Origin of the sequence: Alteripontixanthobacter muriae, from assembly GCF_013336795.1 — a bacterium.
GTDB classification, from domain to species: domain Bacteria; phylum Pseudomonadota; class Alphaproteobacteria; order Sphingomonadales; family Sphingomonadaceae; genus Pseudopontixanthobacter; species Pseudopontixanthobacter muriae.
The window spans coordinates 112156-125178 of record NZ_JAAFZT010000005.1 but is presented as its reverse complement, the minus strand read 5'-3'; the positions used below and the strand labels follow the sequence as shown (position 1 = coordinate 125178).

At 61.4% G+C, this 13023-nt stretch carries 13 protein-coding genes; 11 read left to right on the top strand and 2 right to left on the bottom strand.

Translation table 11 applies throughout. The annotated features are described in order from the left end of the window. Window positions 1-17: 17 nt before the first annotated feature. The gene (purL, locus tag G7A66_RS02040) at window positions 18-2276 is read right to left on the bottom strand and encodes a phosphoribosylformylglycinamidine synthase subunit PurL (RefSeq protein ID WP_174294038.1); all 2259 of its coding nucleotides are present in this window, start codon (window positions 2274-2276) and stop codon (window positions 18-20) included. A 107-nt stretch (window positions 2277-2383) separates the two neighbouring features. On the opposite strand from purL, the gene G7A66_RS02035 reads away from it, so the two are divergent. The 7 genes from G7A66_RS02035 to G7A66_RS02005 all read left to right on the top strand — a co-directional run bounded on the left by G7A66_RS02035 (window position 2384) and on the right by G7A66_RS02005 (window position 7657). Next, window positions 2384-2635 (top strand): exodeoxyribonuclease VII small subunit, encoded by a 252-nt coding sequence (locus G7A66_RS02035; protein WP_174294037.1) that lies wholly within the window; start codon window positions 2384-2386, stop codon window positions 2633-2635. A gap of 10 nt (window positions 2636-2645) precedes the next feature. Continuing rightward, complete coding sequence (locus G7A66_RS02030; protein WP_408609227.1) at window positions 2646-3545, top strand: polyprenyl synthetase family protein; 900 nt, start codon at window positions 2646-2648, stop codon at window positions 3543-3545. Between the two features lie 5 nt (window positions 3546-3550). Further along, on the top strand, window positions 3551-4063 hold the full coding sequence (gene coaD / locus G7A66_RS02025; RefSeq protein ID WP_174294036.1) for a pantetheine-phosphate adenylyltransferase: 513 nt from the start codon (window positions 3551-3553) through the stop codon (window positions 4061-4063). A gap of 105 nt (window positions 4064-4168) precedes the next feature. Continuing rightward, on the top strand, window positions 4169-4843 hold the full coding sequence (locus G7A66_RS02020) for a peptidylprolyl isomerase (RefSeq protein WP_174294035.1): 675 nt from the start codon (window positions 4169-4171) through the stop codon (window positions 4841-4843). Between the two features lie 74 nt (window positions 4844-4917). After that, the gene (gene queA, locus G7A66_RS02015) at window positions 4918-5964 is read left to right on the top strand and encodes a tRNA preQ1(34) S-adenosylmethionine ribosyltransferase-isomerase QueA (RefSeq protein ID WP_174294034.1); all 1047 of its coding nucleotides are present in this window, start codon (window positions 4918-4920) and stop codon (window positions 5962-5964) included. Beyond that, window positions 5961-6890 carry an ABC transporter ATP-binding protein gene (locus tag G7A66_RS02010; protein WP_174294033.1) on the top strand — a complete coding sequence of 310 codons (930 nt, stop codon included), beginning with the start codon at window positions 5961-5963 and terminating at the stop codon, window positions 6888-6890. Before queA ends, G7A66_RS02010 begins: the two co-directional genes overlap by 4 nt. Next, complete coding sequence (locus G7A66_RS02005; protein WP_174294032.1) at window positions 6887-7657, top strand: ABC transporter permease; 771 nt, start codon at window positions 6887-6889, stop codon at window positions 7655-7657. Before G7A66_RS02010 ends, G7A66_RS02005 begins: the two co-directional genes overlap by 4 nt. On the opposite strand, the gene G7A66_RS02000 is transcribed toward G7A66_RS02005, so the two are convergent. Further along, window positions 7647-8432, bottom strand: a complete 786-nt coding sequence (locus tag G7A66_RS02000; protein WP_174294031.1) for a TSUP family transporter — start codon at window positions 8430-8432, stop codon at window positions 7647-7649. The genes G7A66_RS02005 and G7A66_RS02000 overlap by 11 nt on opposite strands. A gap of 142 nt (window positions 8433-8574) precedes the next feature. Between G7A66_RS02000 and G7A66_RS01995 the strand changes: the two genes are divergently transcribed. The 4 genes from G7A66_RS01995 to G7A66_RS01980 all read left to right on the top strand — a co-directional run bounded on the left by G7A66_RS01995 (window position 8575) and on the right by G7A66_RS01980 (window position 13006). Continuing rightward, the gene (locus G7A66_RS01995; RefSeq protein WP_174294030.1) at window positions 8575-10557 is read left to right on the top strand and encodes an alpha/beta hydrolase family protein; all 1983 of its coding nucleotides are present in this window, start codon (window positions 8575-8577) and stop codon (window positions 10555-10557) included. Window positions 10558-10627: 70 nt separating this feature from the next. Then, window positions 10628-11569 (top strand): DUF481 domain-containing protein, encoded by a 942-nt coding sequence (locus G7A66_RS01990; RefSeq protein WP_174294029.1) that lies wholly within the window; start codon window positions 10628-10630, stop codon window positions 11567-11569. A gap of 4 nt (window positions 11570-11573) precedes the next feature. Next, a complete protein-coding gene (gene tgt / locus G7A66_RS01985) occupies window positions 11574-12707 on the top strand; it encodes a tRNA guanosine(34) transglycosylase Tgt (RefSeq protein WP_174294028.1) in 1134 nt (377 codons plus the stop codon). Next, complete coding sequence (locus G7A66_RS01980; RefSeq protein ID WP_174294027.1) at window positions 12704-13006, top strand: chorismate mutase; 303 nt, start codon at window positions 12704-12706, stop codon at window positions 13004-13006. Before tgt ends, G7A66_RS01980 begins: the two co-directional genes overlap by 4 nt. Window positions 13007-13023: the final 17 nt, after the last annotated feature.

The following is a 13023-nucleotide window of genomic DNA, read 5'->3' as shown; positions in this document are numbered from 1 at the left end:
ACTCAAACTGCCGCTGCCTAGCTGTCCATCCAGTCGCGAAAGAAGCGCTGATGCGCCTCGCGCAAGTCGGAAAGGCTGACCGAGCAGCGGATCGTGTCGGCACCTTCTGGCCGCCCGGCCAGGGTAATGGCATCACCGCCGGTGGTGCCGAGCTTCTCGCAGACGAGGCCTGCTCCGGCTGCAATTGATATTACGGTGTCGCCTGTCCCGCGCGGCACGGTGATGGCATACACGCCCTGATCTTCCGCGAAGTACGCTTTTCCGGCGCTGATTGCGCCTGCTTCTAGAGCGGCACCGATGCCTCCGGCCAGCGCCATCTCTGCCACCGTGACGATCAACCCTCCATCGCTGACGTCGTGAACGGCAGTTACCCGGCGGTTGTCGATCAGGCTGCGGATGAATTCCCCGGCCTTCCGCTCGTGACCGAGGTCGACCGAAGGGGGCGAACCGGCTTTCGCTCCCGCCACCTCCCGCAGCCAGACGGACTGACCGAGTTCCGCGGTGCTGCCAGCGCACTTGCGTCCGACAACGAGAATTTCCTCACCGTCCGCCTTGAAGCCCATCGTCATCACGCCGGCATGATCTTCAATGATGCCGACACCGCCGATCGCAGGGGTGGGCAGGATCGCGCTTCCGCCGCCGGTCGCCTTGCTTTCGTTGTAGAGCGACACGTTCCCGCTCACGATGGGGAAATCCAGTGCCCGGCAGGCGTCGCCCATGCCTTGAAGGCATCCGACGAATTGCGCCATGATCTCAGGCCGCTGCGGGTTTCCGAAATTGAGGCAATTGGTCACGGCCAGCGGATTTGCGCCGACTGCACAGAGATTGCGATAGGCTTCTGCAATGGCCTGCTTGCCGCCTTCGTAAGGATCGGCGTAGCAATAGCGCGGCGTGCAATCCGTGGTCATGGCGAGCGCCTTGCGCGTTCCGTGCACCCTGACGACAGCGGCGTCGCCCCCGGTCTGCAAGGTATCCGCGCCCACCTGGCTGTCATATTGCTGGCTGATCCAGCGGCGGGAGGCGAGGGCGGGGCTTGCCATCAGCTTTAGCAGATCGGCACCGATGTCGGTCACCTCCGGCAGGGCGCCAAGCGGTTCAACATTCGCCCAGATCCCGTAATCTTCGCGCGAGAGGTAAGGCCGTTCGTATTCGGGCGCCTTTTCAGCCAGCGGGCCGAGCGGGATGTCGCAGACCGTTTCACCGCCGAACACCAGTTCCATCCGCTGCGTGTCCGTTACTTCCCCAATCACGGCGAAATCCAGTTCCCACTTGCGGAAGATCGCCTCTGCCTCGGCCTCGCGGCCCGGCTTCAGCACCATCAGCATGCGCTCCTGGCTTTCAGACAGCATCATCTCATAGGGCGTCATGCCCTCTTCCCGGCAGGGCACCTGATTCATGTCGAGGCGAATGCCGGTCTTGCCGCCCGTCGCCATCTCGACGCTGGAGGATGTGAGGCCCGCTGCGCCCATGTCCTGTATGGCGACGATTGCGTCGGTTGCCATGAGTTCGAGGCAGGCTTCGATCAGCAGCTTCTCGACGAAGGGATCGCCGACCTGAACGGTAGGGCGCTTCTCCTCTATATCATCTCCGAAATCGGCGCTGGCCATCGTCGCGCCGTGAATGCCGTCGCGGCCTGTCTTCGAACCCACATAGACGATAGGATTGCCTACTCCGGTCGCTGCGGAATAGAAGATCCTGTCCTGATCCGCGACGCCGACGGTCATGGCGTTCACGATGATGTTGCCGTCGTAGGCAGGGTCAAAATTGGTTTCGCCACCCACGGTCGGCACGCCGACGCAATTGCCATAGCCACCAATTCCCGCGACGACGCCCTGCACCAGATGCTTCATCTTCGGATGATCGGGCCGCCCGAAACGCAGGGCGTTGAGGTTCGCGACCGGGCGCGCGCCCATGGTGAACACATCGCGCAAGATGCCGCCTACGCCGGTGGCCGCCCCCTGATACGGCTCGATGTAGCTGGGGTGATTGTGGCTCTCCATCTTGAAGATCGCCGCCAGCTTGCGCCCGTCCGGCCCTTCGCCAATGTCGATCACGCCCGCATTTTCACCCGGTCCGCAGATGACCCAAGGGGCTTCCGTCGGCAGCTTCTTCAGGTGAAAGCGGCTGCTCTTGTAGCTGCAATGTTCGGACCACATGACCGAGAATATGCCGAGTTCGAGAAGGTTCGGCTCCCGCCCCAGCGCGTCGAGAACGCGGTCATATTCTTCGGGAGTGAAGCCGTGGGCTTCGACTTTGTCTGGCGTGATTTCGGACATGCAGCGCCTTTAGCGATGCACCGCGCCAGCCGCTAGTCCCCTTCGCGGCATGGGCGCATCGCCACTCATGCTTGACCCGCTGCAAAGCCGGCGGCAATGCAGGCAGCATGGCTGAGGGAACTTCCGATATTTCGCAGATTAGCTTCGAGGACGCCTTGCGCGCCCTTGAGGATGTCGTACGCAAGCTGGAGGGCGGGGAAGTGCCGCTCGACGAGTCGATCGACCTTTACGAGCGCGGCGAGAAGCTTCGGCTGCATTGCCAGGCGCGGCTCGACGCGGCTCAGGCGAGGATCGAAAAGATCGTCGCCGGTCCCGACGGCAAGCCGCGCGAAACCCAGCCTTTCGACGCGGCGAGCTGATTTGGCGACCGTGCAGGACAAGGCCGGGCTTCTGCAGGAGGGGCTGGTTCGCATCCAGCGCGAGGTCGATGCCAGTTTCGACGAATTTCTGCCGATGCCGGCGGACACGCGCAAACGGCTGATCGAGGCCATGCGCTATGCCGCGATCGGCGGGGGCAAGCGGGTTCGTCCGCTGCTGCTGACCGCTACCGCCAGTCTTTTCAATGTCGACAGGCAGGCGGCCGTTCGCGCCGGTTGCGCGGTCGAATCGATCCACGTCTATTCTCTGATCCATGACGATTTGCCCTGCATGGATGATGATGCGCTGCGGCACGGCAAGCCCACGCTGCACCGCCATTTCGACGAAGCGACAGCCGTGCTTGCCGGTGATTCGCTGCATGCGCTGGCTTTTGAAATTCTCTCCATGCCAGAGATCTCTGACGATCCGCACGTGCGCGCCGACCTCGTCGCGACATTGGCAGGTGCCAGCGGAATGCATGGCATGGCCGGCGGGCAGATGATGGATATCGTTGCCGAAGAATCGCAGTACGATTTGCCAGCGGTCACTCGCCTGCAACAATTGAAAACAGGCGCCCTGCTGGCGGCGGCAGTGGAGATGGGCGCTATTCTCGGCCGCGCGCATGAGGACAGCCGCGCACCCTTGCGCTTCTATTCACGCGATATCGGCCTTGCCTTTCAGATTGCCGACGATCTGCTCGACCATGAAGGGGATGAAGCGAAGGCTGGCAAGGCTCTGCGCAAGGACGACGGGCAAGGCAAGCAGACCTTCGTGTCATTGATGGGCGCCGAAGCTGCGCGCACGCAGGCGAGGGCGCTGGTCGATCAGGCGGTGGGCCACCTCGATCATTTCGGCGCTGAAGCGGACCTGCTGCGCGAACTGGCGCGCTTCATCGTTGAAAGAGACAGGTAAAGTGCATGGCTGAACGCATCGGCATCTATCCCGGAACATTCGATCCCATCACGCTCGGCCATGCCGACATCATCCGGCGGGGATCCAAACTGGTCGATCGCCTGATCATCGGCGTCACGACCAACCCTTCCAAAAACCCCATGTTCACGCCGGAAGAACGTATGGCCATGGTCCGGCGCGAAGTAAACAATTACGGTATTGGCAATGTGTCCGTCACAGGCTTCAACGCCCTGCTGATGAAATTCGCCGAAAAGCAGAACGCCAGCGTCATCGTGCGCGGGCTGCGGGCCGTCGCCGATTTCGAATATGAGTACCAAATGGCTGGCATGAACCAGCAGATAAACGAAAATATCGAAACCGTATTTCTGATGGCGGACGTATCATTGCAACCGATCGCATCGCGGCTGGTGAAGGAAATCGCCCTCTTCGGCGGGGATATTGCACCATTCGTCAGCGCAGCGGTGCGGGACGATGTAGTCGCCCGCGTCGAAAAGCTGGGCCGTCTCGGCGATTACTGACACTCTTGGCGATGCCCGGCATCATTCATTGAACGGTCAGGCCTGAACGGCTACTTGCTGCCACTACACCGACATTATTCATTCGTCTTCTTCGATGGGATTTCCATGTTCAAACGCCTGATTGCCGCTGGCGCGCTTGCCTCGCTGATGCTGGTGCCCGCCGTGCCTGCCGCCGCGCAGGACCAGGTTGTGCCAGAGCGCCGCACCTATGCTCCGATCAATTATGATGCGGCGGCGGATCTGGAGAACATCCTCTACCTCGACCTGTCGAACGGCCAGCGCATTGCGATCCGGCTTATGGAGGATTGGGCGCCGAACCATGTCGCCCGCATCAAGACCCTGGCGCGGCAGGGATTTTACGACGGCAATGTCTTCCACCGCGTGATCGACGGGTTCATGGCGCAGACGGGTGATCCCACGGGCACCGGGCAGGGCGGGTCGCAGCTGCCCGACCTTGAGGAAGAGTTCAATCCCATGCCGCATCTGCGCGGCACCATTGCGATGGCGCGTGCGCAGGACGAGAACAGCGCCAACAGCCAGTTCTTCATCGTGTTCTATCCCCGCTTCAGCCTCGACAAGAAATATACCAACTTCGGCCGGGTCATCGCCGGCATGGATGCCGTGGACACCATCGCGCGCGGCGAACCGCCTGCGGATCCGACGCGTATCCTGCAGGCAAGCATCGCCGCCGACAACCGCCCCATTCCGACTGGCGAACAGGAAGCGCCCAAATATGATGGCGTTACGGTCGAGCAGCTGAACGCGCCCATCTCGGAGTAGGTTGCCGAAGACATTGCGCGCAGGCGCGCCGTGCGGCCTTCCCATGATGCAGCACTGCCTTTAGATGCCGCGGAATGCGCGTTGATCTTTTCGACTTCGACCTTCCGCCCGAGAACATAGCCCTTCGCCCGGCAGTGCCGCGCGATACTGCGCGCATGCTGGTGGTAAAGGGGCAGCATGGGCTCGCGGATTGTGCGGTTGGCGACCTGCCGGGTCAGCTTGATCGCGGCGATATACTCGTCTTCAACGACACGCGCGTTATCCCCGCCAGGCTGGAGGGGAAGCGCGGCGACGCGAAGATCGGCGCGACACTGCACAAGCGGGTCGACCTTCGCCGCTGGCAGGCCTTCATCAAGAACGGCAAGCGCCTTCGTTCCGGTGACCGGGTAGAGTTCGCCGATGGCGTGAGCGCGCTTGCAGAAGGCCGGGCCGCGGATGGCAGCTGGACACTGGCTTTCGAAGGCGACGAGCCCGTCGAAGTTCTGCTGCAGCGCGCCGGCACGATGCCGCTTCCCCCCTATATTGCCAACAAGCGCGCGACCGATGAACGCGATGCCGAAGATTACCAGACGATGTTCGCGGCGCAGGACGGCGCCGTAGCGGCTCCGACCGCTGCGCTGCATTTCACGCCTGCGCTTGTAGATGCGCTCGGGAAGGCAGGCATCGGTTCCGAAACGCTGACGCTCCATGTGGGTGCGGGAACATTCCTGCCGGTCAAGGTGGAGGATACGTCTGACCATGCGATGCATGCCGAATGGGGCCGCATAGACGCCGCCGCTGCGGAAAGGCTCAACCGCAAGAGGCGCGATGGCCACCGGATCATCGCCGTCGGCACGACCAGCCTGCGCCTGCTGGAGAGCGCCGCCGATGAAGATGGCACTATCCAGCCTTTTGAAGGCGACACCTCCATCTTCATCACGCCCGGCTACAGGTTTCTCGCTACCGACGGCCTGATGACCAATTTTCACCTGCCGCGCAGCACCCTGTTCATGCTGGTCAGCGCGCTGATGGGCCGCGAACGCATGCAGGCCGCCTATGCCCATGCCATCGCCGCAGGATACAGATTCTATTCCTATGGCGACGCCTCGTTGCTTCTACCCGAAAAAGGTGAGCCTGCATGAGTGATGTAATTCTCGACATTCAGGGGCTGACCAAGATCTATTCTGGCGGGCTGAAGGCGCTGGACGATGTCGATCTGCAAATCCGGCGAGGCGAGATATTTGCTCTGCTTGGGCCGAACGGCGCTGGCAAGACGACGCTGATCGGCGCGGTTTGCGGCCTGGTCCGGCCAAGCTCCGGGACTATTCACGCCTTCGGTCACGACATGCTGCGCGATTGGCGCAAGGTGCGCGGGCGGGTCGGCCTCGTCCCGCAGGAACTGTCGACCGACATGTTCGAGCCGGTCGCACGCGCAGTCGCCTTTTCCCGTGGCCTGTTCGGTCGCCCATCGGACCCGGCCCGTATCGAGGAAGTGCTTCGTTCGCTCAGCCTGTGGGAGAAGCGGGACGAACAGATCCGCAATTTGTCAGGCGGGATGAAACGGCGCGTGCTGATTGCCAAGGCGCTGGCGCACGATCCCGACCTGCTGTTCCTGGATGAACCGACCGCCGGCGTGGATGTCGAACTGCGGCGCGACATGTGGCGGCAGATCGACATACTGCGCAGCCAGGGCGTCACCGTGATCCTGACGACGCATTACATCGAAGAGGCCGAGGAAATGGCCGACCGCGTCGGCATTATCCGGGGCGGCAAGCTGCTGATGGTGGATGACAAGCAGGCGATGATGGCGCGTCTGGGCCGGACGGAGGCGCATATCACCCTTCGCAATCCGCCTGCAGTCCTTCCGCCCGAGATTGCGCGCTATCCGGTAAGGCTGGACGGGGACGACCTCTGCTACCGTGGCGGCGACGGCAGCGGATTGGGCAAGTCGGAAGTGGCCGATCTGACCAAGGCGCTGATCGCGGCCGGCGTCGATTACACCGCTATCGAGATCCGCGAATCTTCGCTGGAAGACATCTTCGTAGATTTGCTGGAGAAGCAGGCATGAGCGGGTTCAACTATCGCGGCGCCTGGGCAATCTATGTGCGCGAATTGATGCGTGCGATGCGCACTGCGTTCCAGTCGATCCTGGCACCCGTCTTGACAACGTCGCTCTATTTCATCGTGTTCGGCTCCGCCATCGGCGGGCGGATGGATGCCGTGGACGGCGTCGCTTATGGTGCCTTCATCGTGCCGGGGCTGCTGCTGCTCACACTGCTGAGCGAAAGCACCAGCAACGCCAGCTTCGGCATTTACATGCCGCGCTTTACCGGCACGATCTACGAACTGCTCTCCGCACCGGTCGGCACGGCCGAGACCCTTGCCGGGTTCGTCGGTGCGGCAGCCACGAAGTCACTGGTGCTGGCGGCGATCATTCTTTTTACCGCTACCTTCTTCGTGGATTATCGCATTGAATATCCGGTACTGGCGGCGCTTTACATCATGCTCGTTGCATCGGCCTTTTCGCTGTTCGGTTTCATCCTGGGCATTTGGGCCGACAATTTCGAGAAACTCGGCATTGTCCCCATGCTCATACTGATGCCGCTGACGTTCCTAGGCGGCACATTCTATTCCATCGACATGCTTCCGGACCCGTGGCGTGACATCGCCTTGGTTAATCCGATCGTCTATCTCGTAAGCGGGCTGCGCTGGACGTTCTACGGATCTTCGGACGTGAACATCTGGGTCTCCTTTGGCCTGACGCTTGCCTTCATGCTGGCCTGTGTCACGGCCATTGCGATCATCTTCCGCACGGGATGGCGCCTCAGGACGTGAACCAGCCCCAGATCAGCCGACCGGTGAGGCCGAGCGAGGCTACGATCATCAGCGGCCTGATCAGGCGCGCGCCGTGCCGCATCGCAAAATGCGAACCGATATATCCGCCCAGCATCGCGCCCGCCGCCATGCAGAAGCCCAGCAGCCAGACCATCTTGCCGCCCAGTGCGAAGACGATGACAGATGCCCAGTTGGTCGCCATGTTGAACAGCTTGGCATTGGCGGTCGCGCGCGTAAGGCCGTAACCCCGCAGGCCGACCAGGCTGGCGCTGAAGAACTGACCCGTACCCGGGCCGAAGAAGCCATCGTAGAACCCGATACCCCCTGCGACGGGAGCGTATCCGGCGCGCCCGACACGTTGCTCCGCATCCTGATCGGTCATTCGAGGAGAGAAAATGACGTACCCTGCAAGAGCGAGGAGGAACACGGGAACGATATAGGTGAGGATGCGTGCGGGTATCATCTGCACCAGCACCGCCCCCGCTGCCGCCATGATGAAGGCCAGCGCCACGAGCGCCCGGTTCGCCTTGAACTCGACCAGCCCGCCCCTGTGATATGTGCGGCAAGCCATTGTCGTCCCGAAAACCGACTGCAGCTTGTTTGTGCCCAGCGCCAGATGCGGCGGCAGGCCCGCCGCGAGCAGCGACGGCATCATGATCAGCCCGCCACCGCCGGCGATGGAATCGACGATCCCGGTCAGAACCGCAACTGCGGCCAACGTGGGGAACAGCCATGTTTCAGGAGAGAAGGTCGCTATTTCGGCCATTTCGATCATCGGATGTCTATCGGGGGGCGAGACACACTTGTCGAGAGCGCCACAGGTAGAGGATTATTTCCACCGGCATGAATTTTGATCTTTCAGTTGGCTTCTGATGATATAGTTTGTCGGGCGCTCATTGGAGCGGGGGGATCTATCAATGAAGACTTACGGGGTTGTTCTGGCCGCTGCTGCGGCAATGGTCGCGTTGCCGGTCGCGGCGGAAGAACTGGGGCAAACGGCGGCAAGGTTCGGCGCACGTCAGTCGCTGACGGACATTTCCATCTCGCCGTCGGGTGACCGGATTCTATACATCGCCCCCGGTAATGCAGCGGATGAAACCATCTACACCGTCGATCTGAATTCGTCGGCCGAGCCCGTTTCGCTGATTACGATGAATCAGGCCAATGCCCGCCTCCAATGGTGCGATTGGGCAACCGACAGCCGAATAATATGCGAAGTCTACGGAATTCAGGAAGTCGGCGGGACGCTGATCTATTTCACCCGAATGCTGGGCATTTCTGCCGAGGATGGGAAGGTAATCCGCCTGTCGCCCGACTCCACCTACAAGACGCTAGGCCTCCTTCAGGACGGTGGATCGATCCTCGCTCTCGACATCGACGGTGAGGAGGAGCGCATCCTGATGACCCGTGATTACATCAAGAACAGCGGGCCGGGCACGCGACTGTTCGAAGATCGGGAAGGGCTTGGCGTCGATCTTTTTGACATCACCAACGGTCGCACCAGAACCGTGGAAAAGCCCAATGACAAGGCCCAGCTCTATATAGCGGACGAGAACGGCCGCGTGCGCATCATGATGGTCGCCGACAGCACCGCCGGCGGGTATGACGGCAACGATTATCGCTATCTCTATCGCGACGCTGCTTCCGATGATTGGAAGCCCCTGTCCGCCGTGGATGCGGGCGGTAGTATCGCAGAGGGGTTCTGGCCCGTGGCGGTCGATAGCAAAAACAACCTCGCTTACGGTTTCGACAGTCACAACGGCTATCGGGCGCTCTATACCGTTGCCCTGGACGGAACCAACCGCAGGAACCTCGTCATGTCGCGCGACGATGTGGATGTGGATTCCCTCATTCGCATCGGCCGCAAGCGCCGGGTCGTAGGGGCAAGCTATGCCACCGAGAAACGGCAGGTGAAGTATTTCGACCCTGAACTGGAGAGGCTTGCTTCGTCGCTGGGCAAGGCTCTGCCCGGAACGCCCCTGATCTCGATCAAGGACGCGAGCGAGGATGAGAACAGCCTCGTCCTGATAGCATCGAGCGACACCGACCCGGGGGTGGCTTACCTGTACAAGAAGGACTCGCGCCAACTGTCCGAACTCCTGCCGCTGCGCGATCCGCTGGTCGATGTCGAGATGGGGCAGATGCAGCCGGTGAACTTCCCTGCAGCAGACGGAACCTCGATCCCCGGCTATTTAACCCTGCCGCCCGGCAGCGATGGACGAAACCTGCCAGCTATCGTGCTTCCGCATGGCGGGCCCGGCGCCCGCGACGAATGGGGCTTCGATTGGCTGGTCCAGTTCCTTGTCGCCCGCGGCTATGCTGTCATGCAGCCCAACTTCCGCGGGTCTGCCGGTTACGGCGAAGCATGGTTCGGCAAGAACGGATTTCAGGCGTGGGAAACCGCGATTTCCGATGTCAACGATGCAGGCCGGTGGCTCGTGTGGCAAGGCATTGCCGACGGCGACCGGATGGGCGTCATGGGCTGGTCCTATGGCGGCTATGCCGCATTGCAGTCACAGGTTCTCGATCCGTCGCTCTACAAGGCTGTCGTTGCGATCGCGCCGGTAACCGATCTCGAACTGCTGCGGGAAGAAAGCCGCCGGTACACCAACTTTCGTGCCACTGACCGGTTCATCGGCACGGGCCCTCACGTTGCGGCGGGTTCACCCGCGCGGCATGCCGACAGGTTCGATGCACCTGTGCTGCTGGTGCACGGGACTGTCGACCTGAATACGGGAGTCGCGCAATCCAAACTGATGAAGAGCCGCCTGGAAGGCAGCGGCAAGACTGTCGATTACCTCGAATTCGAAGGTCTCGATCACTATCTCGAACACGGGCAGGCTCGCGGCATCATGCTGAACCGCGTAGGGCAGTTTCTCGAAGCATCGCTAAAGGAATAGTCAATTCCTCGCCACGGCATTCATGCCGAAAAGTGTGGCGAAAGCGATGACAGGACGTTAGCAGGACGGCATGTATCGTATCGCCGTCCCGCTGACCGCCTTACTTTTTGCGGCTCCGCTGCAGGCGGCCATGCCGCAACCCGTTCGCGCCATGATCGACGCCGCCATCGCCACCGGCAATGCCGAGAAGATCGCCACGGTGGTCGAAATCGCAAAGCAGACGAATCCCGATGATGCCGCTGAGATCAAGGCGCTGCACGACGCTTTTCTCGCAAGGGATGCAGCGCGAAAAGCGGAATTAGCGAGCGCCAAAGCTGAAGCCATTCGTTCAGCCGGAATGTTCGAGCGATGGGACGGGGAAGGGCAGATCGGTGCCTTCTACGCTGATGGCAATAACACCAATGTTGGCGTCACCGGCACTCTGGAACTCAATCGCAAAGGTGTGGACTGGAGCCACCGCTTGCGCGCGCACGGGGATTACCAACGGTCGAACGGCAGGACTACGCGGGAGCAGTATCTGGCGGCATATGAGCCACGCTACGACATTGACGATGGCCTGTTTGCCTATGGCCTTCTGCAATATGAAAGCGACCGCTTTCAAGGGTTCGAGTCGCGGCAGGCCGTTTCCGGAGGGCTTGGCTATCAGCTTCTGGACAAGGGTGATTTCAAGCTGTCGGTGAAGGCCGGACCGGCCTACCGCAGGACGGTCTTCGTCAGCGGCGAAACGGAGAACAGCCTCGCCGGACTGATCGGCCTCGACTTCGACTGGCAGATCGCCGACGGGATTACCGTCAGTCAGGATACCAACATGGTCGCGGAAGCGGCCGGTAGTGCGACCGTCATTATCGATTCCTCGAACACCACGCTGAACCTCGTCACTGCACTTCGCGCGAAGATCAGTGATCGCGTCAGCACACGCCTTTCCTATACGGTCGATTATAACAGCAATCCTGCGCCGGGCGCTGTATCGACAGATACGCTGTCCCGCTTCACCGTCGTTTATGGATTCTAGTTACATGCCGCCCCGATTTTCATTCACCCTTGCCGCGCAGGACGGACAGGCGCGCACCGGCAATATCGCGATGCGCAGGGGCACGATCCGCACACCGGCCTTCATGCCGGTCGGAACGGCAGCGACGGTGAAGGCGATGAAGCCCGAAGCCGTGCGGGCGACCGGCGCCGATATCATCCTGGGCAATACATATCACCTCATGCTGCGGCCCGGTGCGGAACGGGTGGCGCGATTGGGCGGTCTGCACCGCTTCATGAACTGGGATCGCCCGATCCTGACCGATAGCGGCGGCTATCAGGTGATGAGCCTATCCGAATTGCGGAAGCTGACGGAGAACGGTGTCGAGTTTCGCAGTCATATCGACGGGTCGCGCCATCTTCTGACGCCTGAAAGGTCGATGGAGATCCAGCGGCTGCTCGGTTCGGACATCGTCATGGCCTTCGACGAATGCCCGCGTGCCGACCAGGGGCGCAATGCGATCGCATCCTCGATGGAGATGTCGATGCGCTGGGCCAGGCGCAGCCGCGATGCATTCGACGCTGGCGCAGATCACGCCGACGGGGCGGCTCTGTTCGGCATACAGCAGGGCGCTTTGGATGAAGGATTACGGAAGTCGAGCGCCGATGCCCTCCGCGCCATCGGTTTCGACGGCTATGCAATAGGTGGGCTGGCGGTGGGTGAAGGGCAGGACGCGATGTTCGCGACGCTCGACTTCGCTCCTGCCCAATTGCCGGCGGACGCACCGCGCTACTTGATGGGCGTCGGAAAACCCGACGATTTGGTCGGAGCGGTGGAGCGCGGGGTCGACATGTTCGACTGCGTCCTGCCCAGCCGTTCAGGCCGGAATGGCCAGGCATTTACCTGGAACGGACCTCTGAACATTCGCAACGCGCGCTTCGCGGAAGATACAGGACCGCTGGACGAACGCTGCATTTGCCCGACCTGCGCAACCTATTCGCGCGCCTATTTGCATCATTTGCAGAAGGCCGGAGAAATCCTCGGCGCCATGCTGATGACCGAGCATAATCTGTCATTTTATCAGCAATTGATGGCAGCCATGCGCGACGCGATAGAAGGCGGACGCTTCGCTGGATTTGCAGCGAACTTCCGCCGTGATTACCTTGGGAGCGACAAATGAACTGCAAACTGCCCGAAGATTGCATGACCATGGGTGAGGTGCGGGAGGGCGTCGATGCGACCGATCGGGAACTGATGGCGCTGCTAGATCGGCGTTATGGATACATGCGCGCCGCAGCGCGGATAAAGAAGGATCGTGAAGCAGTGCGGGACGAGGCCCGGAAGAGGGCCGTAGTATATGCGGCAACTCGGGACGCGGAGGACCGTGGTTTACCGTCACACGAACTGGCGGCGATCTGGGATGCGCTGGTTGAAAGCTCGATAGCTTATGAACTGGTGGAGTGGGATCGGAGAACCTGATCCAGTCCAGATCCTGC